We start from the raw sequence: 25,734 nt of genomic DNA, 5'->3' as shown, positions 1-25,734 counted from the left end.
AGGTGGAGGTGACGGCACATCGGCGGGAGTGCCCTTGAGGTCTGCCCCGCAGACCGGTTTGCACAGAGTCGATATCCCTGTATGGTCTGCCGTACAGACCAGTTTGGGAGAAGGTGCGGAATGGATCAGCGCCAACTGCGCTCGGCGGGAGCCCTATACCCCTACTCGCATCCGCAGGGCCTCTACGGAATCCCCTTCGGCATGGCGCTGGCCCTCGTCGGCCTGAGCAACCTCCATCGCCCGCCCGCAGGAACGTGGCTCGTGATCGCCGGAGTGGTCTCGACCCTCGCGGCGCTCGCCGGGGTCACCCGCTACTACCGGGTCAACTTCGGAAGGGTCACGCCCATGCGCAGCAGGCAGACCAGGTGCCTCGTCGCCGCCGTCACCGGGTTCGCCGTCTACATCGGACTCGACCAGCTCGGCCGCGCGCTCCTCGGCCGTCCGCCCGAGGAGCCGGTCAGCACCACGGCCGCCGCCTGGGCGGTGGGGATGCTGGTCTTCTACGCCATCGCCGCCGGGCTGCGCGTGCACCACGTCGCCGTATGGGCGGTCGTGTTCGTCGCCGGGGTGCTGCCGATCTGGGGAACGGGCGTCGACCGGGAGGCGGTGGCCTACTTCCCGATCGCGGCGGCCACCATGGTCGCGGGCCTGTTCGACCACAGGTCGCTGGTGCTCACCTTCCGGTCCTACCGGGACCTGGACCTACGGGACGGCCATGACGGAGCTTAACGACGAACCGGCCCTCGACCGGCTGATCCACGAACCCGCCCGCCTGGCCATCATGACGGTGATGTCCTCGGTGCGGGCCGCCGACTTCGTGTTCCTCCAGCGGACGACGGGACTGACGAAAGGCAACCTGTCGAGCCACCTGGCGAAGCTGGAGGAGGCGGGGCTGGTGCGCATCGAGAAGAGGTTCGTGGGACGCAAGCCGAACACCAGCGTCGAGCTGACGCCCGAAGGGATCGAGCGGGTGACCCGGCACTGGGAACGGCTGGACCGCCTGCGGGAACTGGCACGTGGGGCCGCCGAGGAGGAGTAGGCGTGGCCCGGCCGAGGTGCCAGGCCTTCCACGCACGGCGAAGGGCCCCGGCGGGAGGATCGCCGGGGCCCTTCCTTACCTAACCGATCGTTCATCTCACCGGACCGCTCTCACCCGGCCCGGCCCACCGGGGCGTCACGCCCCGGCGATGAACCCCACGTAGAGCAGCAGGTTCGGGGAACCCGTACCCGGGTCGGTGACCAGATCCGGGGTGGCGTTCTCCGTCAGGGCGGCCGTCACGTCGGCGGGGGTCGCCGAGGTGTTGGCCGCCAGGTAGAGCGCTGCGGCACCGGCGACGTGCGGGGTCGCCATGGAGGTACCGCTGATGGTGTTCTCGCCGCCGTCGAGCCACGCCGAGGTGATGTCCTCGCCGGGGGCGAAGATGTCGACGCAGCTGCCGTAGCTGGAGAAGCTGGCCCGCGCGTCGGTGTTGTTCGTCGCGCCGACGGTGATCGCCGACTCGACGCGCGCCGGCGAGTAGTCGCAGGCGTCGTCGGAGGAGTTACCGGCGGCCACCGCGTAGGTGACACCGGAGGTGACCGACGCCGCGACGGCCGCGTCGAGAGTCTCGTCGGCGCCGCCGCCGAGGCTCATGTTGGCGACCGACGGTCCACTGTGGTTCTCGGTGACCCAGTCGATGCCGGCGACGACGCCTTCGGTGGTGCCGGAGCCCTGGCAGTCGAGGACGCGCACGGCGACCAGCGACACCTCCTTGGCCAGACCGTAGGTCGTGCCGCCGATGGTGCCGGCGACGTGCGTCCCGTGGCCCTGGCAGTCGGTGGCGTCACCGTCGTTGTCGACGGCGTCGACGCCGGTCGTGGCGCGACCCCCGAAGTCCGGGTGGTCGAGCGTGACGCCGGTGTCGATGACGTAGGCGGTCACACCCGCGCCCTCGTTGGGCGAGGTGTAGGTGTCGTCGAGGGGAAGCGCGTTCTGGTCGACGCGGTCGAGACCCCACGACGGCGGGCTCGCCTGCTCGCCGAGGCTCCACACGGTGCGGTCCTGCTCGACGAAGGCGACACGCGGGTCGGCCGCAAGGCGCCGGGCCGCGGCGTCGTCCATCGTCGCGGCGAATCCGCCGAAGCTGTCGAACGTGTTGGTGACGGTCGCGTCGTAGCGGCCGCCGAGCAGGGACGTGGCGTCCTGAGTGGACACCCCGTCGGCGAGCTTGACGAGGAACTCTCCGGAGATTGCGCCGTCCGCGTTCGCGCCCAGAACGGTGCCTTCAGCCTGTGCCGGGGAGGCTGAGAGCAACGCTAGACCCATCGCGGCCACCGCCGAGACGCCGATGCCGGCGGCGACGCGGCGACGGAATGACGTGGTTTCCTTCATGCCGTTCCTTTCGCTGTCCGATAAGACAAACCCGGACATGCGGTCCGGGTTTTTCGAACACTTCCAGACAGGTTGAGGAATGTAAACCCTTCGATGCCGATGATGAGGACCTTCGGCCTAGTGACGAAAGTTCTCGGTTCTGCTAGCGAACTTTACGAACGTTAATGCTCGCAAGGGTTTCCGGCGCTCGAAGAGGCGCCGCTCGCGGCGGGTTCCGGCGGGCCGCTCCCGCCGGACGCGGCGCGCGTCGGGGCAGGTCAGCGCCGTTTTCGTTCAGCCACAACGGATGCGGCCGACGAAGTTACGGTCCCGTCGGTTCGGCGCGGGAGAATCGGCGGCGAGGGCGCGGGATGTGAACGCTCCCAAGGACTCGGGCTTGCTACCCGTCGGTAGCTCAGAAGCGTTTTCGCTGAATCCCAACATTTGGACATCGGAGTCGGGTGATGACAATCCGTCGACGACCGGTGGATCGACCGGGCGGGAGGCCTGGATCGGCTGCGCGGCAAGGCATTCGCGCACGTCGGCGACGGTGGCGCGCGGCGAGTCGGCGCGCCCGGCGGGGGCGCGCGGCCCCCGGGCACCGTCCGGGGATGGGAGCGGTGGGCGCGAGAGCCCCGTGATCGGCCTGGCGAAGGCGGTGGCGCCGGTCGGCGAAACCTTGCGGGTAAAGGGATCGGGCGTGAGGCCGCCGGGTGCCCGCCCCTCGGTGTCGTGCACCTCGGGGTTCTGGCACCCGGCGGACGGGAGTCCTTATATACAGCCGGTTTCGGCGCTCAATGCGGGCGCGACCGCGCGTCGGCCGTGGTTCGCGGGGCCGGGCTCAGTGTCGCGGACCCGGGCGGTACAGCAGCTCCAGGATCGAGCGCGCGGTGGTGATCCAGCACTCCAGGAACTCCGCCGTCGGCGGGTCGGTGCGCGGCGGGAGTTCGTGCAGCAGACCCCGGAACAGCGGATGCGCGGCCATGGGCAGACCGGAGTCGTCCTCGGGATGCGGTGGGAAGTACTGGTGCGGCGGTTCGTAGCGCTCGCGCTGGAAGTCGATGCGCGGGTCGCGGACGCGGCGAGGGTCCGGCGGCATCAGGCCGAGGAGCTGGTCGCCCGCTTCGGCCTGGTGCGGGACGGGCCCGTCGTGGCTGACGCTCTGTGCGTTCTCCGGAACTCGGTTCACCTTCACCATGGTGCCGCACACACGGTGTAGTTGGTGTCAATCGGGGCGTGTGTCGCGAAACCGGCTTTTCGGCGAGAGCTTTCCTAGCGGGACCTTAACAAGGGTGGCGCGCGCGTCTAGACCTCAATACGCTGCCCACCATGGCAAGGAACGCCTGGGGAACCGCGGTCGTGACCGCTTTCGGAACCGCCGCCGTCATCGGCACCGCGCAGCTCGGCGTGGCCTACGGGCTGACCATGATGGACTGGCGGGACGACACCGCCGGCATCTGGTCGACCAACATGGCCTGGACGACCTGGCTGGCCGCCGTGTCCACCGTGCTCGGCGCGCTCGCGGCGAACGTCGTGGCCGCCGCCAAGGAGGCTCAGACGGTCGTCGTGCGGCTGTCGTCGGCCTTGGCGGCCGGGCTCGGTGCGGGGCTCATCGCACCGCTGGTCGCGTTGCCCGCGAGGGACAGCGCGCAGGCCGCCGTGTCGGGCACGCCCTTCCTGGCGGTCGGCATCGGCATCGCCGCCGGCCTCGCGCTGGCGCTGATCGCGATGGCCGCACCGCCGGTCGCGTGGAGCATGTACGCCTCGACGGCGCTGGTGTGGCTGCTGGCGCTGCTGTCGGTGGCCGTGCCGGTCGGCGACAAGGACCTGCCCGTGCAGCTCGGCGTGTGGGGCACGTGGGCCGATATGACCGGCGCGCTGGGCAAACGGGGCTTCGCGCTGGCGCCACCGCTGCTCATCGGCTCGCTGCTGATCGGCGTGATCGTGGCGCTCATCGCCAGCTGGAACGGCCAGGGACAAGGAGTCGCCGCCGCCTCCGGCGTCGTCGGGCCGCTGCTGGTCACCGTCGCCTACCTCGTGGCGGGCCCCGGGACCGGCACGACCGTCGACTCGCTCTCGGCCTTTCTGGTCGGACCGTACGCGGCGATCGTCGGGCTCATCGGCTCGCTCGTGGTGGCGCTGCTGCGGCGGGAGAAGCCGTCCGCCTCGACCCGCACGCCGGTCACCGAGTCCGCCGAGTCGGAGCCCCCGCTGCCCCGCCGCGACGACGAGGACGCCGTCTACGAGCGGATCCCGGCGACGCGGAGCACGCCCGACCCCTACGTCGACGAGTACACCAAGGCTCTCGACCAGGTCGACGGCGCCTTCGCCGACGACAAGCCGCAACCGGCCCGCAAGGGCGAGGACAAGCCGCCCCCGTTCCCGCCGCCCTTCCCGCCCCCGGCCGACGATCCGCCGAAGAAGCCCGACGAGACCGAGGACTGGGTGACGGGCCTGCGCGAAGAGGAGACCCCGCCGCCGCCGAAGAAGCGGGCTCCCCGCCGCAAGAACTAGCGGGTGCGCCACGTGATCCGCACCGCCGCCGAGGCCGACTACCCGGCCGTCGCCGAACTGCTCGCCGCCGCGCACCCGTACCTGCTGACCAGCGCCGAGGCGCTGTCCTTCACCAGGCGCACGGCGAAGGGCGAGCCGCCGCTGGAGCTGGTGACCGAAGTGGACGGACGGCTCGCCGCCTACGCGTCGGTCGGGCAGAACCGCTTCTGGTCGCAGCAGGGCGCCTTGGGCGCGCAGCTCACCGTCCACCCGGACCACCGGCGCCGAGGCATCGGGTCGGCCGTCATGGACCGGATCGAGGCGCACATCCAGGCCCTGCGCGGCACCACCATCGGGGGCGCGGCGGTCGGCCCCGACGGGCTCGCCTTCGCCGAGGCGAGGGGTTTCGAGCGGCTGCGGGTCAACCGCGTCTCCGGCTGCCGGCTCTCCGCCCTGCCCGCGCCGCCACCGGCTCCGGCCGGGATCAGGCTGGCCACCTACGCCGACTTCGCCGACCTGCGGCCGGTGTACGAGACGGCGATGCTCGCCCACCGTGACATTCCCGGCGCCGCCTCGCGCTTCCACTGGGAGTTCGAGGAGTGGCGTGCCGACGTGGTCGGCGAGCCCCGCTTCGCCGGCGAGCTGTCCACCGTCGCCCTCGACGGCGAGACCGTCGTCGCGCTGTGCCAGGTCCAGCGGCTCGACGACCGGGTGCACACCAACTTCACCGCGACCCACCCCGGCCATCGCGGACGCGGGCTGGCACTGCTGGTCAAGGCGCACGCCCTGCGCGCGGCCGCGAAGGCCGGGGCCGCGAACGCCTACACCGTCAACGACGCCGAGAACGCGCCGATGCTCGCGGTGAACACGAGGCTGGGCTACCGGCCGCACGTCCTGCGCTACTCCGTGCGGCGGCAGGACGCCGTGGCAGGCTGAAAGGCATGTCCGACACCGTGATCCGTCCCGCCGTGCCCGCCGATCGCGAGAGCATGGCCGAGGTCTACCGCTCCTGCCATCCCGCGCTGCTGGTCAGCGCCGCGTCCATCGCCCACGCCTCGGTCGCCTACGGGGACGAGGGCATCGCCGAGTTCGTCGCCGAGCGTGAGGGGCGAGTCGTCGGCGTCGCCTCCTCGTGGCGCGATCCCTGGTCGCCCGAGGAGGGCGCGGCGGCACTGGACGTGGCCGTGCGGCCGGAGTCTCGCCGCCGGGGTGTCGGTGCGCTGCTGATGGCCAGGGCCGAACAGCACCACGCCGAGATCGGCGGCCGGGTGGCCCGGGGCAATGCCGCCGAGGAGGCGGGCCTGGCCTTCGCGGCGAAGCACGGGTTCGCCACCGGCCGGATCGCGCGCGTCTCGCGCTGCTCACTCGACGAGCTGCCGGCGCGCGTCGAGGCGCCCGCCGACGTCGAGGTCGTCAGCCTGTCCTCAGTGGAGGATCTGCGCGTCCTCTACGAGACCGACAGCCTCGCCGCCCGCGACATCCCCGGGGACCACCCGATCGTGCCCTTCTCCTTCGAGCACTGGAAGGCGCGGCTGCTCGACGACCCCCGCCTCGACCACGAGTTGAGCACGATCTGCGTGGTCGAGGGGACCGTCACCGCGATGGCCTACCTCCAGCGCGTCGGCGACCGCGTGCATTCCTCCTACACCGGCGCGCACCCCGGCTTCCGCGGGCGGGGACACGCCACGCTGGTGAAGTCGCACGCTCTGCACGCGGCCCGGTCGGCGGGCGCCACGGAGGCGTTCACCAGCAATGACGCCACCAACGCGCCGATGCTCGCGGTCAACGCCCGCCTGGGCTACCGGCCGTTCCTGGAGCGGACCGCGCTGCGCCGCGAAAAGGGCTGAGCGTAGCCGCCCCCGCCGTGGCAGTGTTGCGATCATGCCTGATCACCCCCTCGTTCGCCCGGCCACGCCGGCCGACTATCCGGGAATGGCCGACGTGCAGTCGGTCGTCGCGCCGTTCCTGCTCATCAGCGCCGAATCCCTGGCGCACTACGCGAAAGTGAACGAAGGCGACAGTCCGCTCCAGGTGGTCGCCGAGCTCGACGGTCGCGTCGTCGGTGTCGCCGTGGCAAGCCTGAGCCGGTTCTCCTCGCGCGAGGGTGCCGTCGGCGGGCTGATCTCGGTGCTGCCGGAGTACCGGCGGCGGGGGATCGGTTCGGCGCTGCTGGAGCGCATCGAGGGGCACCACGCGGCGATCGGCGGGTCGACGCTGTCCTCCCATTCCGTCGACGCCGACGGTCTCGGCTTCGCCGTGAAGCGGGGCTTCGCCGCCGGCCGGACCGGCCGCATCTCGCGCGCCTCCCTCGACGCGATCCCCGCCCCCGCCGCAGTTCCCGAGGGCATCGAGATCCGCACGCTGTCCGAAGTGGACGACTGGCGGGCGCTGTACGAGACCGATGTCGCCGCGCTGGTCGACATCCCGAGCAACACGCCCATGGTGCCGCCGACCTACGAGCGCTGGCACGGTGAGATCCTCGCCGACCCGCGCATGTCGACGGCGACCAGTGTCGTCGCGCTCGACGGGAAGACGGTCGCCGCGCTGGCCTACCTGTACCGCGTCGACGGGCGGGTGTACTCCAACTTCACCGGCACGCACCCCGGCTACCGGGGGCGAGGACTGGCGATGCTGGTGAAGTCGCACAGCCTGCACGCCGCGCGGGAGGCGGGCGTGACCGAGGCGTTCACCATCAACGACGCCGAGAACGCGCCGATGCTCGCGGTGAACACGAAACTGGGGTATGTGGCCTTCGCCGAGCAGCGGGCGGTGAAGAGGGCGGCGGCGGGGGACTAGATCTTGAGGTGGATGCCGAGCATCCTGTGGAGGTCGGCGAGTTCGGCTGGGCTGACCTGGCCGATGAAGCCGCCGAGGCGAAGGTGGGAGATCGCGCGGAAGTTCTCCGTTCGTACCCAGCTCGGCCGATCCAGCCCGCATGCCGTGTGGTCGAGCGGGCGGTGGCTTGGAATGCCACGATCGCGGGTGGTGACCGGCATGACTACCGCGAGGGCGCTGCGGGTGGCGTTGAACGAATGACGGCTGACGATCACGCCGGGGCGGTGGAAGCCCTGCTCATGCCCCACCGGTTCGCCGAGATCGACCCAGTAGATCTCACCGATGCGGGGAACGTTCACCACTCGTCGAGTCCGTCTTTGAGCGTGGCGTTCCATTCCTCGTTCTCGGCGTGGTAGTCGGCCATCTCTTCGGGTGTGAGGCGGTTCAGCGCGGCGTTCTGAGCGTCCCAGAACGCTTGGTGCTCCGCCTCTTTCACCGCGCGCGCGACGACGTCCGCGATCGTCGTGCCACTCGCGGCGGCGAGCGCGGCGGCGGCGTTGCGGACCGATTTGTCGACGCGGATCATCACGGTGGCCATAGGGCGAGTATACGTCAGTGTAGACACGTAGTTAGTATATGAGACGGGTACTGAACGTCATTCGCCGAGGTGAACCCGAACTCAGTCGTCCCGGTTCCGCCGCGTCTTCTTCACGTCCGAGCGCCTCTTCTTCGCCGCGATGCGCCGCTCGACCGCCCGGCGTCCCGGCTTCGTCGGCCGGCGTTTGGGCGGCGGCGCCGCGATGGCCTCCCGCAGGAGCTGCGCCATGCGCGCCAGCGCGGCCTCGCGGTTGCGAAGCTGCGCGCGGTGCTCGGAGGCGGCGACGGTGACCACGCCGTCGACGAGGCGCGTGGCCAGCCGTTCCAGCGCCCGGGCCTTCAGGAAGTCGCTCAGCGAGGTGGTCGCGGCCAGGTCGAAGCTCAGTTCGACCCTGCTGTCGGTGGTGTTCACGCCCTGCCCGCCGGGGCCGGAGGAGCGGGAGAAGCGCCAGCTCAGCTCGGCCTCGGGGATCAGGACCGAGTCGTTGACCTGCAACGGTCCTGGCACGGCGGGGCTCCTGTCGAGTGGGTGTCGAGTCCATCCTACGAAGCCCGCGCCGTGCGGTCAGGTCCTTTACCGCACGTCCCACTCGTGCACGGGCGAGAAGGTCGAGGCGTTGCGCACGTACTCCTTCAGCATCTCCCGCAGAGCCTCCGTGCGGCCCCTGGTCTCCTCATGGCGCCTCACCGTCGCGATCTGCCAGGCCGAACCGTTCATCCGGGTACGGCAGCGTGCCTCGATGATCCCCAGCAGCCGGTCGCGTTCGGCCGGGTCGACGCCGAAGCGGTCGAGGCCCTCGTAGGCCAGCGGCAGCAGCACCTCGTCGACGAGCCGGACACCGTCGACCTCACCGATTCCCGGCCACCACTGGCGGGCGTCGATCCCGTGCCGGGCGGCGGCCTGGAGGTTCTGCTCGGCCACGCCGAAGGGCATCCGCGTCCACACGGGGTGGTCGCTTTCGGCCAGCATCCGCACCGCGCCCATGTAGAAGGCCATGTTGGCCAGCACGTCGACGACGGTGGGCCCGGCCGGCAGCACGCGGTTCTCGACCCGCAGGTGCGGGCGGCCGTTGGGGCCGACGTCGTAGACCGGGCGGTTCCAGCGGTACACGGTCCCGTTGTGCAGCCGCAGTTCCGGCAGTTTCGGGACCCCGCCCGAACGCCACACCTCGAAAGGGTCCTCGGTGTGCGACTCGGGCAGCAGCGGCGGGAAGTAGCGCGAGTTCTCCTCGAAGAGGTCGAGTACCGAACGGGCCCAGCGCTCACCGAACCACACCCTCGGCCTCACCCCCTGGGCCTTCAGCTCGCGGCTGCGGGTGTCGGTGGCCTGCTCGAACAGCGCGATCCTCGTCTCGGCCCACAGGTGAGTGTCGAACAGGTACGGCGCGTTGGCCCCGACGACCAGCTGCGCGCCGGCGAGGACCTGCGCGGCGTTGTAGTAGGCCGCGAAGTTCTCCGGACTGACCTGCACGTGGAACTGGACGCTGGTGTTGGCGGCCTCCGGTGCGATCGAGTCGGTGTAGACGCGGAGCCGTTCGGTGCCGCGGATGTCGATCTCGATGTCGTCGCCGCGCGCGCTGATGATCGAGTCGTTGAGCATGCGGTAGCGCAGGTTCACCGACAGGCTGTCCTCGGTGGCGTCGGCGTGCCGCAGGGTGGGCAGCGTCCCGACGAGGACGAGGGTCGAACCGGTCTTGCGGGCGCGTTCGTCGACCTCGTGGAGCATGTGCCGCAGATCCTGCTCGTAGGAGGCGAAACCGCCCCCGCCGAGCAGTCTCGGCGACATGTTGAGCTCCAGGTTGTACTGGCCCAGTTCGGGCTGGACCGAGACCTCGTTGTAGGCGTCCGACTCGGCCAGGTAGGCCAGGACCTCGGCGTTCTTCAACGAGGCGCGTGCGGCGTCGTCTATCAGATTTATCTCCAGCTCGACCCCGGTTAACATCTCGTCGGAGTCGAAGCGGCCACTGTCGAGCATCAGCCCCAATGTGGACAGACATCGCCGCAACTTGCCTCGGTATCGGCGAAGATCCGCGTGTGTGTACGTGCGCTGACGTACCTGGTCGCCCATCTGCCCTCCCCAGCGTCCGGCGCCATCGGAAACAACCGGTCGAACGGTTGTTACATCATGGCTACCGCACGCTAGGCGGACCGACACCATCCGGGGAAGGCCTTTCCCTCAGCTGTCAACTAATCGACGGATGGCTATACACGGCTCGGTATGCGTGCTCAGTGCATGGGTGTCGTCACGCTGTCCTGCGGCTGGACCGCCTGCGACCAGACGCGCACGATGTCGCGCACCGAGATCACCCCCGACGGCTCATGGCCGTCGATGACGATCAGGTGGCGAAACCCGCCCCGGACCATCGCCGCGGCCGCCTCGTGCAGCGTCCACGTCGGCGGGGCGAACACCAGGTCACTGGTCAGATGGGAGCCCGTGCGCTCGACGTCGGGGTCGAGCCCCGCGCCGATCGCGTTGAGGATGTCGCGCTCGGTGAGGATCCCGATCCCCGAGGAGTCGGGGTCCACGACCACCGCCGCGCCGACCCTCCGTTGCGCCATCAGCGCCGCCGCCTGCCGGAGTGTGTGATCCGGCCCGATCGACAGGACCTGCGTGCTCATCGCGTTGCGTACCTGCATGGAAGTCACCTCTCGCCGCCGTCCTGACCTGCGTACGTACGGTCATACTCGCCCAAATCGTCGCTCGCCTCAAGGTCTTGACCGGCACATTCGGCGAATATGTCATCTTGAGTACGCTGTGTGCGCCCTCACGCGGTTCCCCAGGTCCTAAGGAGCACTAACGAGCATGCCCAGCGACCCCGTCCTCAAACCGCGAGCAGCCGACTTCCTGGCCGTGAACCGTCGCGGCGGCCTGTTCACCCAGATCGTCAACCAGCGAATAGGCGCCTATTGCGCGCTCGCCGCCCACCGCCTGGGCCTCGCCCCCACGATGGTCACCCTCATCAACCTGGTCCTCGGCCTGGCCGTGTCCGCGCTGCTCGTCGCCACCGCCCCCGCCATGGCCGACGGACGCGTGTCGCCGGTGCTGATGGGGCTCCTGGCGCTGGTGGTGTGGCAGTTCGCCTACTCCCTCGACTGCGCCGACGGCCAGCTCGCCCGCGTCACCGGCCGCTCCTCCCCGGCCGGTGCGAAAGTTGACATCCTCGCCGATATCGCTCAGCAGACCGCCGTGACCGCCGCGACCGCGTCGGTGGCCGTCGCCTACGTCCCCGAGACGCCGACCTGGCTCGTCGCCGCCTTCGCCGGCCTTTGGATGACCAACCTCGTCACCTCCGTCATGGGCAAGGGCGGCGACGGCGACAGCCTCATCGCCAGCGAATCGGTCATCGTGGGCGTGGTCAAGCTGATCCGCGACTACGGGGCGATCGTCGTTTTCATCCCTGTGGTCATCGCCTTCGCCCCGCAGTGGACGATCTGGGTCCTGGCCCTGTTCGCCTTCGTCAACGGCGGCTTCCTGGCCGCGCTCATCGCCAAGACCGCCCTGGATAGTCTGAAGCCTCCCCAGACCCAGGAGGGCTGATGACCTGGCTTGTCACCGGCGGAGCGGGCTACATCGGAGCGCACGCCGTCAAACGGCTGCACGCCGCGGGCACGCCCGTCGTCGTCTACGACAATCTTTCGACCGGCGACGCGCGTCGGGTACCCGACGGAGTGCCGCTCGTCGAAGGCGACGTCACCGACAAAGCCGCGCTCGCCGAGGCCTTCGCCAAGTACCAGGTCAGCGGGGTCCTGCACTTCGCCGCGCAGAAGTCGGTGCCTCTCTCGATGGAGCGGCCGGTCTTCTACTACGAGCAGAACGTCGGCGGGCTCGCCGCGATCGTCGGCGCGATGACCGAGGCCGGTGTCGGCCGGATCGTGTTCTCCTCGACGGCGGCCCTGTACGGGCTGGCGCCCGAGCAGCCGCTGGTCGAGGACCTGGTCGTCGACCCGATCTCGGTCTACGGGGAGACGAAGCTGATCGGCGAGCGCATGCTGCGCTTCGCCGGGAAGAGCCACGGGTTCTCCTGGATCGCGCTGCGCTACTTCAACGTGGTCGGCGCCGACGAGCCCGCGCTGGGCGACACGTCGGTCGGCAACCTCGTGCCGATCGTGTTCCGCTGCATCGACGAGGGCCGCACGGTCAGCGTCACCGGCGCGGACTACGAGACGCCCGACGGCTCGGGCGTGCGCGACTACATCCACATCGCCGACCTGGCCGACGCGCACGTCGTCGCCGTCGACCACCTGATCGGGCGCGACCCGGGAACGGTCGGCGAGGTGTACAACGTCGGCACCGGGAAGGGCTCCTCGGTGCTGGAGGTGCTCGACGCCGTCCGCACCGTCACCGGGCTGGAGGTGCCGGCCGAAGTGGTCCCGCGCCGTCCCGGCGACCCCGCGCGGTCGGTGGCCGGTGTCGGCAAGATCGAGCGCGACCTGGACTGGCGCGCCAGCCGGAACCTGACCGAGATGGTCGCCGACGCCTGGACGGCCTGGCGGGCGGCGCGCTGAACGGCGAGGACCCCGCCGGGGCGCCCTGCTGCGCCCCGGCCTCGCCGTCGGCGGCGCCGGTCGCCGCCGACGTCGTCGCGCTCGGCTTCACGCCACCGCGGCGGGATCGCGCGTCGGTGCTCAAGGGCATGGTCGCCGTCCCCGCCGGGACCTACTCGCTGGGCGGCGACGACCCCGACGCCAACCCCGGCGACGGGGAGGGGCCCGTGCGCGAGGTGGAGCTGTCGGCGTATCGGATCGACCCGGTCGCCGTCACCGTCGCCAAGTTCGCGACCTTCGTCAAGGCCACCGGATACGTGACCACCGCCGAACGCGAGGGCTGGTCCTACGTCTTCCACCTGCTCCTCGACCCGAAGGACCGCGCGGCCGTCGTCGACGCCGAGATCCCCGGCACGCCCTGGTGGCTCGCCGTCCGCGACGCCGACTGGCGGCGCCCCGCCGGGCCGAGCTCCGGCGTCGAACGCCTCCAGAACCACCCCGTCACGCAGGTGTCCTGGTTCGACGCCGCCGCATACGCCGCCTGGGCCGGCAAACGGCTGCCGACCGAGGCGCAGTGGGAGGCCGCCGCGCGAGGCGGACTCGTCCGCGCGCGCTACCCCTGGGGCGACGAGCTCACCCCTAAAGGCCGCCACCGCGCCAACATCTGGCAGGGCCGCTTCCCGCGCGTCAACACCGCCGAGGACGGCCACGTCGGCACCGCCCCCGTGAAGACCTACCCGCCCAACGGGTACGGCCTGCACCAGACCTCCGGGAACGTCTGGGAATGGTGCGCCGACCGCTGGAGCACCGACTGGCACGCCGAGGCACGGCCCGAGACGCGCACGGACCCGCGCGGGCCCGGCACGGGAGACGCGCGAGTGGTGCGCGGCGGGTCGTACCTGTGTCACGACTCCTACTGCAACCGCTACCGGGTCGCGGCGAGAACGCAGAACACGCCCGACTCGTCGAGCGGGAACACCGGATTCAGAACTTCTTGGTCGGAGGCCGACGAAACCTCCTGAGAGGCATGGGATCGGGCTGCGGCACCTCCTCCGGTGCCGGGTCCCCGACGTCTTGTCACGCCTGCACTGAGGGGTACCGGGCCTAGCCCGGCGTCAGCACCACCTTCCCCCGCACGTGCCCCGCGGCGAGCTCGCGCATCGCCTCGGCCGCCCGCGTCAGCGGGAACGTCCCCGCGACCTCCACCCGCAGCTTCCCCGCCGCGTACAGCGCGACGAGGTCCTCCAGCCGCTCCGGCGTCCGCACCGTCCCCAGCTGCCGCACACCCAGCTCTCCGGCAAGCGGGTTCGACGCGACCGTCCCCGCCCTCCCCGGCGCCAGCGCCGCCCCCACCCGCAGCGACTCGCCGGTCGCCACGGCGTCGAAGGACACGTCCACGCGCTCGGCGACCTCCCCGACCCGCTCGGCCAGCCCCGGCCCGTAGGCGACCGGCGTCGCCCCCAGCGAACGCAGGTACTCGTGGTTGCGCGCGCTCGCCGTCCCGACGACCCGCGCGCCCCACGCCACCGCGATCTGCACCGCGTAACTCCCCACGCCTCCGGCCGCCGCGTGCACCAGCAGCGTCTCCCCGGGCTTCACGTCCAGGTCGCTCAGCGCGGTGTGCGCGGTCTGCCCCGACGCGGTCAGCGCCCCCGCCTCCGCCCACGGCATCCCGGCGGGCTTGCGCGCCAGATGCCCCTCGGGCACCGCCACGTACTCGGCGAAGGCCCCGTTGCACCAGCCCAGCACCTCGTCGCCGACCGCGAAACGCCCGGCCCCCTCCCCGACGGCGTCGACGACACCGGCGGCCTCGTTCCCCAGCCGCTGCGGCCCGCCGCCCCGGTCGAAGCTCGCCGGCGCCCACTCCCGCGCACCCCCACCCCGAAACAGGTTGTCGAACGGCTGCGCACCGGCCGCCCGCACCCGGACCCGCACCTCACCGGGGCCCGGCGCGGGGACCGGGACGTCGACGACCCGCAGGACCTCGGGACCGCCGTACTCGCTGAACACCAGAGCCTGAGACATGTGCACAGTCTTACCAGCGGCCCGGTCCCGCTGCGGCTAGCCCGATGCCACCGGATACCGCAGGATCGTCTTCAGCTTCTCCGGCGCCGCCCGCCGCGGATCCGACAGGTAGATCTCGTGGTGCGACCCCCGCAGCACCCGGCCCTGCTCGGCGACGAACTTCATCAGCCGGTCACGCGTGGGCACCTCGTCGGCGTAGGGCCCGATGTGCAGCACCTGCGCGCACTCGCCCTCGTCGAAGACCTCGAAACGCGGAGGCGACGTGCCCGGATGCTTCGCGCCGACGGTGCCGAGAGCCGCCGCCACCAGCTCCGGCGTGGCCTGCGGCGGCTGGAGGATCATCATCGTCCACCGCCACGACGACCGGTCCGGATCGAAACCCTCCCCGTGCCAGCGGCCCTGCAACGGCATCACCGAGTACTCCACCCCGGACTTGAGCGCCGCGCGCACGGCATAGGACGTCCGGTAGAGGCCCTCGACGGCGGCGCGGTAGGTCTCACCGTCGGGGTCGCCGACCCCGTCGGCCATCAGATACGGCAACGGCGGCGCCGCCACCAGCGCCGGCTCGCGGTTCGCGTCGTACAGCGGCCGGTTGGCGCGCTTCAGGTCGAGCTTCACTTCGGTTCCTCCACGGGGATGACGATGTCGGTGATCAGTTCCTCCGGCCCCGCCTCACCGGGCGCGACCAGGTACAACTCGCGCACCGGCGCCCTGGGGGCCAGCCCCCGGTCGCCGATCCACGACAGCAGCGCGTGATACGCCAGCGGCAGCTCCGCGTACGGACCGTGATGCCGCGTGGTGACCGCGTCGGTCTCGGGCAGACGCAGATTCGGCGACAGCGCCTCGACGCCGACCGCCACGCGCATACCCTCGCGCACGTCCAGCGGGAACAACCCGACCACCGGAGGACGCCACCCCTCAGCCGCCGACAGCAGCCGCCCGACCAGCGCACCGGCCGCCTCGCCGATCCCGTCGGGATCGCACACGTCCTCGACGCTCATCAGCGCCAACGCCGGTGCGACCGTCCGCGACACGTCGTAGGGCGCGTCCAGCGCCAGCCGCTCCAGCAGCCGCAACCGCTCCCGGTCCCGCTCGATCCGCGCCGCCAGGCGCTCGCCCTCGGCCCGCAGCAGCGCCGAGCGCTCCGCGGCCGCCGAGCGCACGATCTCGGCGATCGCCGGCAGCGGCACGTCGGCGTCGCGCAGCAGCGCGATCGTCAGCGCGTCGCGCGCCTGCGCCCGCGAGTAGTTCCGGTAGCCGCTGTGCGGGTCGACGTGCGCGGGTGTCAGCAGCCCCAGCTCGTCGTAGTGCCGCAGCTGCTTCACCGACAGCCGGCACAGCCGCGCGAAGCGGCCGATGGTCAGTAGTTCGTCGCGCATGCCACCAGCCTGGACCCTCCCACCGTGGAAGGGTCCACTTCACGCCCCGAAAGCCCTATCGTGGGCAACCATGCAGACAGACGAATTCACCGACGTCCGCTACGAGGTCGCCGAGGCCACCGCCACCGTGACCATCGACCGACCCGAGCGGATGAACTCCTTTCGGGGCCGGACCGTCGATGAGCTGATCAGCGCCTTCAAACACGCCTGGGCCGACAAGTCCGTCGGCGTCATCGTCATCACCGGCGCCGGCGAGCGCGCCTTCTGCGCCGGCGGCGACGTCAAGGAGCGCGCCGAGACCGGCTCCTACGGCGAGACCGAGTGGGGCACCTTCGAGATCGAGCGCCTGCACCGGATCATCCGCGACGTGCCCAAGCCCGTCATCGCCGCCGTCAACGGCGTGGCCGTCGGCGGCGGGCACGTCCTGCACGTCCTCGCCGACCTCACCCTGGCCGCCGAGCACGCCCGGTTCGGCCAGTCCGGGCCGAGGGTGGGCAGCTTCGACGCCGGTTTCGGTTCGGCCTACCTCGCCCGCGTGATCGGCGAGAAGCGGGCGCGCCAGCTGTGGTTCCTGTGCGAGCTCATCGACGCGCGCACCGCGCTGAACTGGGGCTTGGTGAACGAGGTGGTCCCCGCCGACGCGCTGGCCGACACGACGCGGGAGTGGGCCGCGAAGATCAATGCGCTCTCACCGACCGCGCTACGCTTCCTCAAACACTCGTTCAACGCCGACACCGACCATCTTGGCGGCCTGTCCCACCTGGCGTTCGACGGGCTGGACGTCTTCGGCCGCACGGCCGAGGCCGCGGAGGGAGCGGCGGCGTTCAACGAGAAGCGCCGACCTGATTTCGGCCGGTTCCGTTGACAGGGAGAGACTGGTAGCCATGACCGACATTGACGCAACCGCCCAGGACGGCAACGGGGACGACAAGCGCGACGACGCGGACAAGCCCCGCACCGTCGTGGTCGTGGGACCCGACGGGCAGCCCGTGGGCACCGTCGAGGTCGGCGGCCACGAGGAGGACCCCGACGACCGCGAGGACCCGGCCAAGCTCGTCGAGCAGCCCGCGAAGGTCATGCGCGTCGGCAGCATGATCAAGCAGCTCCTCGAAGAGGTCCGCGCCGCGCCGCTCGACGACGCCGGCCGCCGCCGCCTCAAGGAGATCCACCGCAAGTCCATCGCCGAACTCGAAGACGGCCTCGCGCCCGAGCTGCGCGACGAACTGGAGCGCCTGTCCCTCCCCTTCGACGAGGAGGTGCCCAGCGAGTCGGAACTGCGCATCGCGCAGGCCCAGCTCGTCGGCTGGCTCGAAGGACTCTTCCACGGCATCCAGGCCGCGCTCGTCGCCCAGCAGATGGCCGCGCGCGTGCAGCTGGAGCAGATGCGGCGCACCATGCCCGCCCTGCCCGGCGGACCCGTCGGCGCCGGCCAGATCCCCGGCCTCCAGGCCGCCCTCCAGGCGGCCGGCAAGGGCGACGACGACGAGGACGAACCCGGCCACGGGCAGTACCTGTAGACGACTCCACGAAGGGCCGGGCGCGCGCCCGGCCCTTTTCGGTGACCTCACCACCTTGGCGAGCGCCGGGCGCAGACCCTAACCTCGCACCCATGACCTTCTCGATCGTGGCCCGCTCGGCCGACGGCACCATGCACGGCGTCGCCGTGGCCAGCAAGTTCCTCGCCGCCGGCGCCGTCGTCGCCGAGGCGCGCGCCGAGGTCGGCGCGCTGGCCACGCAGGCCTTCGCCAACCTCGCCTACCGCCCCCAGGGCATCGCCATGCTCCAGACCGGCACCGCCCCCGCCGACGTCGTCGCCGCCCTCACCATCGCCGACGCCGGCCGCGCGCAACGCCAGCTCGGCGTCGTCGGCGCCCATGGGCCCGCCGCGACCTTCACCGGCGAGGAGTGCATGGACTGGGCCGGCGGGATCGCCGGCGAGGACTTCGCCGCCCAGGGCAACATCCTCACCGGACCCGAGGTCGTCGACGCCATCGCCGCCGCCTGGCGCGACGGCGAGGCCATGCCCTTCCCCGAACGCCTCCTCGCCGCCCTCCACGCCGGCGACCAGGCCGGCGGCGACCGCCGCGGCCGCCAGAGCGCCGCCGTCCACGTCGTCGGCAAAGGCCTCGGCTACGGCGGCACCAGCGACGTCGCCGTCGACCTGCGCGTCGACGACCACACCGACCCCGTCGGCGAACTCGGCCGCCTCCTCGGCATCCACCGGCTCCTGTTCGGCACCCCGGACCCCGACACCCTCCTCGACCTCGACGGCGAACTCGCCGCCGAAGTCCGCGAACTCCTCGCCAAGGCCGGACACCACGGCCCGGCCACACCCGAGGGACTCGACCGCGCGCTGTCGGACTGGGCCGGCGTCGAGAACCTCGAAGAACGCCTCGTCCCCGGCCGCGTCGACCCCCTCGTCCTCGACCACCTGCGCGCCTCCTGAACCCGCCCGCGCAAGGGATGTGCCACTCGGCACGCCCGATCGGGCGCCGAAGAGCCCTACCGAGCGGTAGAAATGACGGGTGGAAACAGATCACCTCGGCGACGCCTACCGCTTCGAGACGATCCCCCTCGGCACCGACCGCGAAGGGGACGTGGTCGCCACGCTCGTCGAACGCTGCGACAACCCGCCCGACGGCCCGGCCGTCCTCTACGTGCACGGATTCTCCGACTACTTCTTCCACCCCCACGTCGCCGACTTCTACCGCGACCGCGGCTACGCCTTCTACGCCCTCGACATGCGCAAGAGCGGCCGCAGCATCCGCCCCGGCCACACCCCCTACCTCGTCGGCGAGATCAGCGACTACTTCCCCGAACTCACCGAGGCCGTCACCCGCATCCACCGCACACACGGCAAACTCCTCATCAACGCCCACTCGACCGGCGCGCTCGCCGTCGCGCTGTGGGCCGAGGACACGCGGGGGCGCGGGCTGGTCGACGCGCTGGTGTTCAACAGCCCCTTCCTGACGCTCAACGCGCCCCGGTCGGTGCGCTTCCTCGGCTCGGGCATCGCGCGCACGCTGGGGCGTTTCTCGCCGCTGTCGGTGGTGCCGCTGCCGTCGAGCGGGGCGAACGTGCAGAGCATCTACGCCGGCGCGCACGGCGAGTGGGACTTCAACGTCGAATGGAAGCCGCTGACGGGCGTGCCGGTGCGGATGGGCTGGCTGCGCGCGGTCGTGCGGGCGCAGGCGCGCCTGCGGCGGGGGCTGCACATCGAGGTGCCGGTGCTGGCGGCCTCGGCGGGCACGACCTACCGGCGGCTGGGCTGGACGCCCGAGGCGATGACCGGCGACGCCGTCCTCGACGCCGACGCGATCGCCAAGGCCGCGGTCCGGCTGGGCGAGGACGTCACGGTCGTGCGGATACCCGACGGCATGCACGACCTCGCGCTGTCGGGGGAGGCCGCGCGGGCCCGGTTGTTCAAGGAGATCGGCGTCTGGCTGGACGCGCGCTTCGACTGAGGAAGGCGTGCGGGCGCTTGCTACCGTGCCTGCGATGAGTGACGAGATCGACATCTACGAGCAGTACGGACCGGCGACCCACGAGGTCACCAGCGGTGTCTGGAACACGTGGGGAGCACTGGACCCGCACGTCATCGGCCACCTGGTCAACCCGTCCTTCATGGGCGGCCCGCGCTGGCCGGCGCTGCGCCAGGCGCACGTCATCTCGCGTCGCGACGACGCGCTGCTGGTCGCCAGCGACGGTCTGGCCGATCCCATGACCTGGAACGACGCCGAGCCCTCCAACGGGTTCGAGGTCGAGGTGTACGGGATCGGCGAGCGCTTCGATGGCGACGACACGATGGGCGTGGCGGCGCACTGGCTCGGGCGGACGGTGATGACGCTGTCGAACACGGTCGCCTCGCACGGCATCGTGTTCGGGCGCCAGCTGGCGCACTGGGGGACGCTGACGATCGGGCTCGGCGGGATCGGCGTTCCCGGCGCGTACGAGGAGAAGTACGTCGACGGCGAGGGCAACGTCGTGGCGATCCTCGGCCTCGACGACGCCGAGATCCCATCGAGTGCGGACGGTCCACTGTCGGCGATCCGGCTGGTCAACGCGAAGCTGCTGACCGTCGCCGAGGCCGACTTCTGCGTGCAGTCGGGGACCGGGCAGCAGGAGGCCCGCGAGGAGCTCGGCCGCCGCTTCGCCGAGCAGGGCGGGGTGCTGCGGTCCTGGCTGGACCGCGAGTCGGTGGTCTAGGGGCCGGTCCAGGGGCTGGATCGGGAACGAGCGTTCGCGCCTCAGGCGAGCAGGGCCTCGATGTAGGCCGCGACGCCGTCCTCCACATTGGACAGCGTGCGGGCCCGCGCGGCGGCCAGGACGTCGGGGTGCGCGTTGGCCATCGCCACCGAGTTCCCGGCCCAGCCGAACATCGGGAGGTCGTTGCGGGCGTCGCCGAAGACGAGCACGTCGTCGGAGGACAGGCCCAGGTCCTGCGCCACGAAGGCCAGGCCGGTGCCCTTGTCGTGCCCGGGCGGGCACAGCTCGACGTAGCCGATGCCGGCCTCGGTGAGCATGCACCACGACTCGGGGACGAGCCGCCGGGCGGCGTCGAGGACCACGTCGATGTGCACGATCGGGCTGCGCACGAAGGCCTTCACGACCGGCGCGGTCAGCGAGGCGGCGCGGTCGGCGTGGGTGAGGGTGACCGGGAACGGCCAGTCGGTGGGGACGGGGTCGGCGAGCAGCGGCGAGTCGTGGCCGCCGTCGTTCTCCACGACCAACTCCAGCGGCCCGACCACGTCCTCCAGCTTGGCGACGACCCGCTCGACGCGGTGCCCCGGGAGGAGCGCGGCGTGGCGAAGGTCGGCGCTCTCGGCGCCGAGGCGGTAGATGTGGGAGCCCTGCGCGAGGACGAGGTAGTCGGCGAGCGGGACCTCCATCCGGCAGATGTCGAGCAGCCGGGGGCCGCGGCCGGTGATGCCGACGATCGCGATCCCGTGGTCCTTGGCGGCCTCCATCGCGCGCTTCGTGCGGGGCGAGGACGCGTGGTCGGCGCCCAGCAAGGTCCCGTCGAGGTCGGTCGCGATGAGTTTCGGGAGTGCCGAGCGGGTCATGGGAACCACCGCCGCAGCACCGCGGCGACGCCGTCCTCGCCTACGGAGGGGGCGACCTCGTCGGCCGCCGCCTTGATCGAGTCGGCGGCCTGTCCCATGGCCACAGCATGCCCCGCCCAGGCGAACATCGGCAGGTCGTTGGCCGAATCGCCGAACACGACCGTCTCGGCGGCGGTGACCCCGTAGGCCTGTGCGACGCGGTCGAGGCCCGAGGCCTTCGTGGCGCCGGCCGGGCCGATGTCGGTCCAGCCGTTGAAGCCGACCTCGGCGTGGTAGATGCTCGTGTCGAGGCGGGCGCCGTCGGTCGCGGCCTGCGCGCGGGGGCAGCGCGCCTCCCCGACGCCGTAAGGGTTCTGGCTCGGTACACGCGCCACGAGCCGCACCGTCCGCGTCGCCGACAGGGCCTCCAGTTCGAGGGTGTGCAGCCACACCGACTCGAAGTCGCGCTTGAAGTCGGCGGTGGTCACCCAGCCCCGCGACTCGTACTCGACGGCGAAGGTGACCTCCGGGTCGGCGGTGCTGTAGGCCGTGATCGCCGCGGCCGGGTCGATGTGCTGCCGGTGCACCGCCCGCTTGGTGGCGATGTCGTAGACGACCGCGCCGTGCGAGGCGACGTGGAGGCCGTCGGTGAAGCCGAGGTCGGCGATGGTGCGCAGGGTGCTCCACAACGCCCGGCCCGTCGCGACCGCCACCGGGACGCCCGCCCGTCGTACGGCCGCCAGGGCGTCCACCACGGCCGGGCTGGGGCGCAGGTGGGTCGTGTCGTGGCCGACGACGGTGCCGTCGAGGTCGACGACGACGAGTTTGGGGGTGCGCATCATCATCCGACATTACCGACGCGGGGGTGAACGGCTGTGATCAAAGGGGAGTTGTGTTGGGCACAATTCGGCTGATCGAAGGTGAAAGGTGCGGGGGGCTTGGGGGCGGTGCGGACGGCGGGAACGCGCCATGCGGGGGTCGAACGGCGGCGATGTGAGGGGTTCTCACGCTAGGTTCATGCGCGGCTCAGGCGGCGCGTCGAGGTGTGCGCGGTGGCGGGCCACGACGTTCATGGGGGTAGAGACGTGCGAATCGTGGGGAAACTGGCGGTGCTGACGACGGCCGCGATGGTGGGGATCGTCGGCGGGGTGGCGGGGGTCGCGGCGGCAGGGGGCGGGGACGGGGGAAGGATCCTCGTGGCGCCCTACCGGGTCGCCAACGACGGGGGCGAGTTCCGCACGGAGGACGGTGCCGAGGGGGCGCACCGGACCGATCCCATGGCCGGGGATCTTCGGATGGCGGCGGAGCGGTTCGAGGTCGACCTCGGGGGGACCGATCCCACCCGCCTGGAGATGACGACGGCGCCGGTGGTGGACGGGGCGGCCGGGGTCGGGGACGGGGTCGGGGACGGGCTCGGCGTGGTGACGATCGTCGGGGACGGGCGGGCGGAGATTGAGCAGGAGTCGATCCTGCCGCCGGTGTGGAGGATCGTGATCAGCGTCGACCTGGTCGTGACGGTGGAGCACCCGCCCGCCGAGTGGGGCGACGGGGGAGCGGACGGCGGGCCGGTGGTGTTCACGTCGGCTGAGCCGCTGAGGCTGACGGCGACGATCGGGAGCCTGACGATCGAGGAGTTCACGCTGGGTGTGGAGGGGCCGGTGCGGCTCGTGGGGCCGTCGGGGGACGTGGGGACTGGTGGCGGCGACGGTGACGTGGGTGACGGGACGGACGTGGGGGTGAGTCTGGCGCTCGACGCGATCGTCAGTACTCGGGTTTGAGGGTTGGGTAGAGGTGGGCGGGTTTGGATCGAGGTGAGTTGATGCGGGCGGAGTTCTCGGCACTCGACCGAGGCTCCGCCTCAGCGCTGCCGTGCCCCGGCTCTTCCGCACTCCGCGCGCTTCGTTGGACCCGCGTCCTTCGCGTTTCCCTGCGCTCTCCCTCGCTGGACTCTTTCCCGGATCCTGCTGGGCCTCGTTCCGTGCGCGGCGAAATGTCGCACCTCGCCCGTATCGTGATCTGTGGGGCCCCCTGGGGCGCACAGGGAAAATGCGCGATTCCCGAAGCCGCGTGGGACAGAACGCTGCCCACACCCAGGGCCATGCCGGTCACGAGCGGTAGCTCGGCGGCGGTGGTCGGCAGCTCGCCGGCCAGCTGCCGGCCGAGGAGTCGGCCAGCGCGGCAGCTTGGGTGCTTGGTGGCTGGCCTGTTCCTCGCGTTCGACCGGCTGGGTGGCTCCGCCCCCAGCACCCCCGCCGGGACTCCGTCCCGGACCCTGCTGGGGCACCGCCCCAGACCCCGCTGGGAGGCTTCGCCCCCAGACCCCCACCAGGAACTCCGTCCCTGGACCCGGTCCTCGGCCTGGGCTGCGGGCCGTTGGGGGGCGGCCAGCCCGGCCCGGTCGGCCGGGCTCTGCCCAGCCTGTTCGCCCGGGCGGCCAGCCGGGCTGGCCGGGCCCAGCCCTTTCGTCAGCCCGGCTGGCCGGGCCCTGCCCAGTCGGGCCCTCTACCTCGGGAACCACCGGCGAAGAACCGTCGCCACGCCGTCTTCTGTGACGGCCGGCGCGACTTCGTCGGCCGCCGCCTTCACGTCGTCCAGAGCCTGTCCCATCGCCACCGCGTGGCCCGCCCAAGCGAACATCGGCAGGTCGTTGCTGGAGTCGCCGAAGGCCACGACGTCGGCCGGGTCCACCCCGTACTCCTCGGCCACCCTCCCCAGCCCCGAGGCCTTCGAGGTGCCCGCCGCCAGGACCGCGATCCAGCCCTTGATCCCCACATCGGTGCGGTACACGGTGGCATCGAGACCGGCGGCCTGCACGGCGGTGGCGCCGTGGGGGCAGTGGTCGGTGGGGCCGTAAGAGGTGCCGTCGCAGGTCACCTTCACGCCGAGGAGGATCGTCCGCGAAGCGGTCAGGGCGTCCAGCGGCAGCCGTTCCCGCCAGGTGGTCGGGAAGCCGCGCACGTAGTTCTCGCAAGTCGACCAGCCGCCCTCGTCGTGTTCGACGACGAAGCTCGCCGCCGGATCGACGTCGAGGAACGCCCGCACCGCCGCGCCGGCGTCGAAGTGGGAGCGGTGCACGTCGCGCCCGGCGCCGAGGTCGTGGACCAGGCCGCCGTGCGAGTAGACGTGCAGCCCATCGGTCAGCCCCAGCCCGGCGACGACCTTGCGGGCCTCGCACTCGGCACGTGCGGTCGCCACGACCACGGGCACGCCCGCGTCGCGGACCGCCCGCAAGGCGTCGACGACGGCCGGGCTCGCCTGGTGACCGGAACCGTGCCGAAGCACGGTCCCGTCGATGTCGACCGCGACGAGCCCCGGCCTGCGCATCAGGAACCCACCGGCTCCAGCACGTCCTTGCCGACCCACGGGCGCAGCGCCTCGGGCACGATGACCGAACCGTCGGCCTGCTGGTTGTTCTCCAGGATCGCCACGAGGAAGCGCGTGGTCGCCAGCGTGCCGTTGAGGGTCGCGGCGATCTGCGAGCGGCCCTCCTCGTCGCGGTAGCGGACGTTGAGGCGGCGGGCCTGGAAGGTCGTGCAGTTCGACGACGAGGTCAGCTCGCGGTAGCGCTCCTGCGAGGGGAACCACGCCTCGATGTCGAACTTGCGGGCCGCCGAGCTGCCCAGGTCGCCCGCCGCGGTGTCGATGACCCGGTAGGGCAGGCCGAGCAGGCCCATCATCTCCTCTTCCATCGCCAGCATCCGCAGGTGCTCGTCGCGCGCCTGCTCGGGCTTGCAGAAGGAGAACATCTCGACCTTGTCGAACTGGTGCACGCGGATGATGCCGCGGGTGTCTTTGCCGTGGCTGCCGGCCTCGCGGCGGAAGCAGCTCGACCAGCCCGCGTAGCGCTTCGGCTCGGTCAGGTCGAGGATCTCGTCACTGTGGAACGCCGCCAGCGCGACCTCCGAGGTGCCGACCAGGTACAGGTCGTCGCGCTCCAGGTAGTAGACCTCCTCGGCGTGCGCGCCCAGGAATCCGGTGCCCTCCATCGACTCCGGGCGCACCAGCACCGGCGTGATCATCGGCGTCAGGCCGTTGGCGACCGCCCGCTGGATCCCCAGCTGGAGCAGCGCGATCTGGAGCAGCGCGCCCGGACCGGTCAGGAACGAGAAGCGCGAGCCCGAGACCTTCGCGCCGCGCTCCATGTCGATGGCGCCGAGCAGCTCGCCCAGCTCCAGGTGGTCGCGGACCTTCTCGATGGCCGGGATCTCGCCGACCTCGCGCAGAACGACGAAGTCGTCCTCACCGCCGGGCACGACGCCCTCGTCGACGATGTTCGGGACGTCGAGCTGGGCCTTCTTGAGCGCCTCGGCACTCTCGGTGACCTGCGCGTCGGCGGCCTTGACCTGGACCGCGAGCTCCTTCGTGCGGGCCAGCAGCTCGGCCTTCTCCTCGCCCTTGGCCTTGGCGACCTGCTTGCCGAGCGTCTTCTGCTCGGCGCGCAGCACCTCGTAGGCGTGCAGGGCGGCGCGGTTGTCCTCGTCGGCCTTGACCAGCGTGTCGACCGCGGACTCGGACGCTCCGCGGGTGCGCTGGCTGGCACGTAGGAGGTCCGGGTTCTCGCGGAGAATGCGCAGATCAATCATGCCGT

General features: G+C 71.5%; 30 protein-coding genes. 15 read left to right on the top strand and 15 right to left on the bottom strand.

The window, feature by feature from the left end:
• Positions 1 to 120: 120 nt before the first annotated feature.
• Both AB0I28_RS38765 and AB0I28_RS38760 read left to right on the top strand, forming a co-directional pair.
• Complete coding sequence (locus AB0I28_RS38765) at positions 121 to 729, top strand: hypothetical protein (RefSeq protein WP_357501126.1); 609 nt, start codon at positions 121 to 123, stop codon at positions 727 to 729.
• Complete coding sequence (locus tag AB0I28_RS38760; protein ID WP_357501125.1) at positions 716 to 1,039, top strand: transcriptional regulator; 324 nt, start codon at positions 716 to 718, stop codon at positions 1,037 to 1,039. The genes AB0I28_RS38765 and AB0I28_RS38760 overlap by 14 nt, the downstream gene beginning before the upstream one ends.
• 135 nt (positions 1,040 to 1,174) lie before the next feature.
• Here the strand turns inward: AB0I28_RS38760 and AB0I28_RS38755 are convergent, their stop codons facing one another.
• The 3 genes from AB0I28_RS38755 to AB0I28_RS38745 form a co-directional block, all read right to left on the bottom strand.
• Complete coding sequence (locus tag AB0I28_RS38755) at positions 1,175 to 2,371, bottom strand: S8 family peptidase (RefSeq protein WP_357501124.1); 1,197 nt, start codon at positions 2,369 to 2,371, stop codon at positions 1,175 to 1,177.
• A gap of 273 nt (positions 2,372 to 2,644) precedes the next feature.
• Positions 2,645 to 3,088 carry a hypothetical protein gene (locus AB0I28_RS38750; RefSeq protein WP_357501123.1) on the bottom strand — a complete coding sequence of 148 codons (444 nt, stop codon included), beginning with the start codon at positions 3,086 to 3,088 and terminating at the stop codon, positions 2,645 to 2,647.
• Between the two features lie 103 nt (positions 3,089 to 3,191).
• On the bottom strand, positions 3,192 to 3,539 hold the full coding sequence (locus AB0I28_RS38745) for a hypothetical protein (protein WP_357501122.1): 348 nt from the start codon (positions 3,537 to 3,539) through the stop codon (positions 3,192 to 3,194).
• A 140-nt stretch (positions 3,540 to 3,679) separates the two neighbouring features.
• Here AB0I28_RS38745 and AB0I28_RS38740 point away from each other — a divergent pair, with 140 nt between their 5' ends.
• Genes AB0I28_RS38740 through AB0I28_RS38725 form a run of 4 tightly spaced genes read left to right on the top strand, consistent with a single transcriptional unit; the run spans position 3,680 to position 7,639 of the window.
• A complete protein-coding gene (locus AB0I28_RS38740) occupies positions 3,680 to 4,864 on the top strand; it encodes a hypothetical protein (RefSeq protein WP_357501121.1) in 1,185 nt (394 codons plus the stop codon).
• Positions 4,865 to 4,867: 3 nt separating this feature from the next.
• Complete coding sequence (locus tag AB0I28_RS38735; protein WP_357501120.1) at positions 4,868 to 5,779, top strand: GNAT family N-acetyltransferase; 912 nt, start codon at positions 4,868 to 4,870, stop codon at positions 5,777 to 5,779.
• 5 nt (positions 5,780 to 5,784) lie between these two features.
• On the top strand, positions 5,785 to 6,690 hold the full coding sequence (locus tag AB0I28_RS38730) for a GNAT family N-acetyltransferase (RefSeq protein ID WP_357501119.1): 906 nt from the start codon (positions 5,785 to 5,787) through the stop codon (positions 6,688 to 6,690).
• Between the two features lie 34 nt (positions 6,691 to 6,724).
• The gene (locus AB0I28_RS38725) at positions 6,725 to 7,639 is read left to right on the top strand and encodes a GNAT family N-acetyltransferase (protein WP_357501118.1); all 915 of its coding nucleotides are present in this window, start codon (positions 6,725 to 6,727) and stop codon (positions 7,637 to 7,639) included.
• Here AB0I28_RS38725 and AB0I28_RS38720 read toward each other — a convergent pair.
• From AB0I28_RS38720 to AB0I28_RS38700, 5 genes are all read right to left on the bottom strand, one after another.
• Positions 7,636 to 7,980 (bottom strand): type II toxin-antitoxin system PemK/MazF family toxin, encoded by a 345-nt coding sequence (locus tag AB0I28_RS38720; RefSeq protein WP_357501117.1) that lies wholly within the window; start codon positions 7,978 to 7,980, stop codon positions 7,636 to 7,638. The two genes, AB0I28_RS38725 and AB0I28_RS38720, sit on opposite strands and share 4 nt — an antisense overlap.
• Positions 7,974 to 8,216 carry a hypothetical protein gene (locus tag AB0I28_RS38715; RefSeq protein ID WP_357501116.1) on the bottom strand — a complete coding sequence of 81 codons (243 nt, stop codon included), beginning with the start codon at positions 8,214 to 8,216 and terminating at the stop codon, positions 7,974 to 7,976. Before AB0I28_RS38715 ends, AB0I28_RS38720 begins: the two co-directional genes overlap by 7 nt.
• Before the next feature lie 81 nt (positions 8,217 to 8,297).
• Complete coding sequence (gene arfB, locus AB0I28_RS38710; protein ID WP_357501115.1) at positions 8,298 to 8,723, bottom strand: alternative ribosome rescue aminoacyl-tRNA hydrolase ArfB; 426 nt, start codon at positions 8,721 to 8,723, stop codon at positions 8,298 to 8,300.
• Positions 8,724 to 8,789: 66 nt separating this feature from the next.
• A complete protein-coding gene (locus tag AB0I28_RS38705; protein ID WP_357501114.1) occupies positions 8,790 to 10,283 on the bottom strand; it encodes a glutamate--cysteine ligase in 1,494 nt (497 codons plus the stop codon).
• A gap of 158 nt (positions 10,284 to 10,441) precedes the next feature.
• Positions 10,442 to 10,852, bottom strand: coding sequence for a CBS domain-containing protein (locus tag AB0I28_RS38700; protein ID WP_357501113.1), 411 nt, complete (start codon positions 10,850 to 10,852; stop codon positions 10,442 to 10,444).
• Positions 10,853 to 11,018: 166 nt separating this feature from the next.
• Between AB0I28_RS38700 and AB0I28_RS38695 the strand changes: the two genes are divergently transcribed.
• From AB0I28_RS38695 to AB0I28_RS38685, 3 genes are all read left to right on the top strand, one after another.
• Positions 11,019 to 11,753: a CDP-alcohol phosphatidyltransferase family protein gene (locus tag AB0I28_RS38695; protein ID WP_357501112.1), complete on the top strand. Its 735-nt coding sequence runs from the start codon at positions 11,019 to 11,021 to the stop codon at positions 11,751 to 11,753.
• Positions 11,753 to 12,721: a UDP-glucose 4-epimerase GalE gene (galE, locus tag AB0I28_RS38690; protein ID WP_357501111.1), complete on the top strand. Its 969-nt coding sequence runs from the start codon at positions 11,753 to 11,755 to the stop codon at positions 12,719 to 12,721. The genes AB0I28_RS38695 and galE overlap by 1 nt, the downstream gene beginning before the upstream one ends.
• A gap of 116 nt (positions 12,722 to 12,837) precedes the next feature.
• Complete coding sequence (locus AB0I28_RS38685) at positions 12,838 to 13,722, top strand: formylglycine-generating enzyme family protein (protein WP_357501110.1); 885 nt, start codon at positions 12,838 to 12,840, stop codon at positions 13,720 to 13,722.
• A gap of 82 nt (positions 13,723 to 13,804) precedes the next feature.
• On the opposite strand, the gene AB0I28_RS38680 is transcribed toward AB0I28_RS38685, so the two are convergent.
• The 3 genes from AB0I28_RS38680 to AB0I28_RS38670 are packed head-to-tail and all read right to left on the bottom strand — an operon-like array spanning position 13,805 to position 16,104.
• Positions 13,805 to 14,725 (bottom strand): NADP-dependent oxidoreductase, encoded by a 921-nt coding sequence (locus tag AB0I28_RS38680; protein WP_357501109.1) that lies wholly within the window; start codon positions 14,723 to 14,725, stop codon positions 13,805 to 13,807.
• Positions 14,726 to 14,761: 36 nt separating this feature from the next.
• Complete coding sequence (locus AB0I28_RS38675; protein WP_357501108.1) at positions 14,762 to 15,343, bottom strand: GyrI-like domain-containing protein; 582 nt, start codon at positions 15,341 to 15,343, stop codon at positions 14,762 to 14,764.
• Positions 15,340 to 16,104: a MerR family transcriptional regulator gene (locus AB0I28_RS38670; protein WP_357501107.1), complete on the bottom strand. Its 765-nt coding sequence runs from the start codon at positions 16,102 to 16,104 to the stop codon at positions 15,340 to 15,342. Before AB0I28_RS38670 ends, AB0I28_RS38675 begins: the two co-directional genes overlap by 4 nt.
• A gap of 70 nt (positions 16,105 to 16,174) precedes the next feature.
• Here AB0I28_RS38670 and AB0I28_RS38665 point away from each other — a divergent pair, with 70 nt between their 5' ends.
• The 5 genes from AB0I28_RS38665 to AB0I28_RS38645 all read left to right on the top strand — a co-directional run bounded on the left by AB0I28_RS38665 (position 16,175) and on the right by AB0I28_RS38645 (position 20,310).
• Positions 16,175 to 16,969, top strand: coding sequence for an enoyl-CoA hydratase-related protein (locus AB0I28_RS38665; protein WP_357501106.1), 795 nt, complete (start codon positions 16,175 to 16,177; stop codon positions 16,967 to 16,969).
• Between the two features lie 19 nt (positions 16,970 to 16,988).
• On the top strand, positions 16,989 to 17,621 hold the full coding sequence (locus AB0I28_RS38660) for a bacterial proteasome activator family protein (RefSeq protein ID WP_357501105.1): 633 nt from the start codon (positions 16,989 to 16,991) through the stop codon (positions 17,619 to 17,621).
• A gap of 92 nt (positions 17,622 to 17,713) precedes the next feature.
• Positions 17,714 to 18,550, top strand: coding sequence for a DUF1028 domain-containing protein (locus AB0I28_RS38655; protein WP_357501104.1), 837 nt, complete (start codon positions 17,714 to 17,716; stop codon positions 18,548 to 18,550).
• Positions 18,551 to 18,629: 79 nt separating this feature from the next.
• A complete protein-coding gene (locus AB0I28_RS38650; protein ID WP_357501103.1) occupies positions 18,630 to 19,568 on the top strand; it encodes an alpha/beta hydrolase in 939 nt (312 codons plus the stop codon).
• A 34-nt stretch (positions 19,569 to 19,602) separates the two neighbouring features.
• Positions 19,603 to 20,310, top strand: coding sequence for a hypothetical protein (locus tag AB0I28_RS38645; protein ID WP_357501102.1), 708 nt, complete (start codon positions 19,603 to 19,605; stop codon positions 20,308 to 20,310).
• A 41-nt stretch (positions 20,311 to 20,351) separates the two neighbouring features.
• On the opposite strand, the gene AB0I28_RS38640 is transcribed toward AB0I28_RS38645, so the two are convergent.
• Complete coding sequence (locus AB0I28_RS38640; RefSeq protein WP_357501101.1) at positions 20,352 to 21,167, bottom strand: HAD family hydrolase; 816 nt, start codon at positions 21,165 to 21,167, stop codon at positions 20,352 to 20,354.
• Complete coding sequence (locus AB0I28_RS38635; protein ID WP_357501100.1) at positions 21,164 to 21,988, bottom strand: HAD family hydrolase; 825 nt, start codon at positions 21,986 to 21,988, stop codon at positions 21,164 to 21,166. Before AB0I28_RS38635 ends, AB0I28_RS38640 begins: the two co-directional genes overlap by 4 nt.
• Before the next feature lie 243 nt (positions 21,989 to 22,231).
• On the opposite strand from AB0I28_RS38635, the gene AB0I28_RS38630 reads away from it, so the two are divergent.
• Positions 22,232 to 22,924, top strand: coding sequence for a hypothetical protein (locus tag AB0I28_RS38630; RefSeq protein ID WP_357501099.1), 693 nt, complete (start codon positions 22,232 to 22,234; stop codon positions 22,922 to 22,924).
• A gap of 724 nt (positions 22,925 to 23,648) precedes the next feature.
• On the opposite strand, the gene AB0I28_RS38625 is transcribed toward AB0I28_RS38630, so the two are convergent.
• Both AB0I28_RS38625 and serS read right to left on the bottom strand, forming a co-directional pair.
• Complete coding sequence (locus AB0I28_RS38625; RefSeq protein WP_357501098.1) at positions 23,649 to 24,470, bottom strand: HAD family hydrolase; 822 nt, start codon at positions 24,468 to 24,470, stop codon at positions 23,649 to 23,651.
• Positions 24,470 to 25,729 (bottom strand): serine--tRNA ligase, encoded by a 1,260-nt coding sequence (gene serS, locus AB0I28_RS38620; protein ID WP_357501097.1) that lies wholly within the window; start codon positions 25,727 to 25,729, stop codon positions 24,470 to 24,472. The genes AB0I28_RS38625 and serS overlap by 1 nt, the downstream gene beginning before the upstream one ends.
• Positions 25,730 to 25,734: the final 5 nt, after the last annotated feature.

Origin of the sequence: Phytomonospora sp. NPDC050363, from assembly GCF_040655735.1 — a bacterium.
In the GTDB taxonomy this organism is placed as follows: domain Bacteria; phylum Actinomycetota; class Actinomycetes; order Mycobacteriales; family Micromonosporaceae; genus Phytomonospora.
This window is presented reverse-complemented; position numbering and strand designations above follow the sequence as displayed.

Bases quoted from the DNA above. Each gene is read 5' to 3' on its own strand.
- AB0I28_RS38765 (WP_357501126.1), top strand. From the start codon at position 121: ATGGATCAGCGCCAACTGCGCTCGGCGGGAGCCCTATACCCCTACTCG.
- AB0I28_RS38760 (WP_357501125.1), top strand. From the start codon at position 716: ATGACGGAGCTTAACGACGAACCGGCCCTCGACCGGCTGATCCACGAA.
- AB0I28_RS38755 (WP_357501124.1), bottom strand. From the start codon at position 2,371: ATGAAGGAAACCACGTCATTCCGTCGCCGCGTCGCCGCCGGCATCGGC.
- AB0I28_RS38740 (WP_357501121.1), top strand. From the start codon at position 3,680: ATGGCAAGGAACGCCTGGGGAACCGCGGTCGTGACCGCTTTCGGAACC.
- AB0I28_RS38730 (WP_357501119.1), top strand. From the start codon at position 5,785: ATGTCCGACACCGTGATCCGTCCCGCCGTGCCCGCCGATCGCGAGAGC.
- AB0I28_RS38725 (WP_357501118.1), top strand. From the start codon at position 6,725: ATGCCTGATCACCCCCTCGTTCGCCCGGCCACGCCGGCCGACTATCCG.
- AB0I28_RS38715 (WP_357501116.1), bottom strand. From the start codon at position 8,216: ATGGCCACCGTGATGATCCGCGTCGACAAATCGGTCCGCAACGCCGCC.
- AB0I28_RS38705 (WP_357501114.1), bottom strand. From the start codon at position 10,283: ATGGGCGACCAGGTACGTCAGCGCACGTACACACACGCGGATCTTCGC.
- AB0I28_RS38700 (WP_357501113.1), bottom strand. From the start codon at position 10,852: ATGCAGGTACGCAACGCGATGAGCACGCAGGTCCTGTCGATCGGGCCG.
- AB0I28_RS38695 (WP_357501112.1), top strand. From the start codon at position 11,019: ATGCCCAGCGACCCCGTCCTCAAACCGCGAGCAGCCGACTTCCTGGCC.
- galE (WP_357501111.1), top strand. From the start codon at position 11,753: ATGACCTGGCTTGTCACCGGCGGAGCGGGCTACATCGGAGCGCACGCC.
- AB0I28_RS38680 (WP_357501109.1), bottom strand. From the start codon at position 14,725: ATGTCTCAGGCTCTGGTGTTCAGCGAGTACGGCGGTCCCGAGGTCCTG.
- AB0I28_RS38670 (WP_357501107.1), bottom strand. From the start codon at position 16,104: ATGCGCGACGAACTACTGACCATCGGCCGCTTCGCGCGGCTGTGCCGG.
- AB0I28_RS38665 (WP_357501106.1), top strand. From the start codon at position 16,175: ATGCAGACAGACGAATTCACCGACGTCCGCTACGAGGTCGCCGAGGCC.
- AB0I28_RS38660 (WP_357501105.1), top strand. From the start codon at position 16,989: ATGACCGACATTGACGCAACCGCCCAGGACGGCAACGGGGACGACAAG.
- AB0I28_RS38655 (WP_357501104.1), top strand. From the start codon at position 17,714: ATGACCTTCTCGATCGTGGCCCGCTCGGCCGACGGCACCATGCACGGC.
- AB0I28_RS38645 (WP_357501102.1), top strand. From the start codon at position 19,603: ATGAGTGACGAGATCGACATCTACGAGCAGTACGGACCGGCGACCCAC.
- AB0I28_RS38640 (WP_357501101.1), bottom strand. From the start codon at position 21,167: ATGACCCGCTCGGCACTCCCGAAACTCATCGCGACCGACCTCGACGGG.
- AB0I28_RS38635 (WP_357501100.1), bottom strand. From the start codon at position 21,988: ATGATGCGCACCCCCAAACTCGTCGTCGTCGACCTCGACGGCACCGTC.
- AB0I28_RS38625 (WP_357501098.1), bottom strand. From the start codon at position 24,470: ATGCGCAGGCCGGGGCTCGTCGCGGTCGACATCGACGGGACCGTGCTT.
- serS (WP_357501097.1), bottom strand. From the start codon at position 25,729: ATGATTGATCTGCGCATTCTCCGCGAGAACCCGGACCTCCTACGTGCC.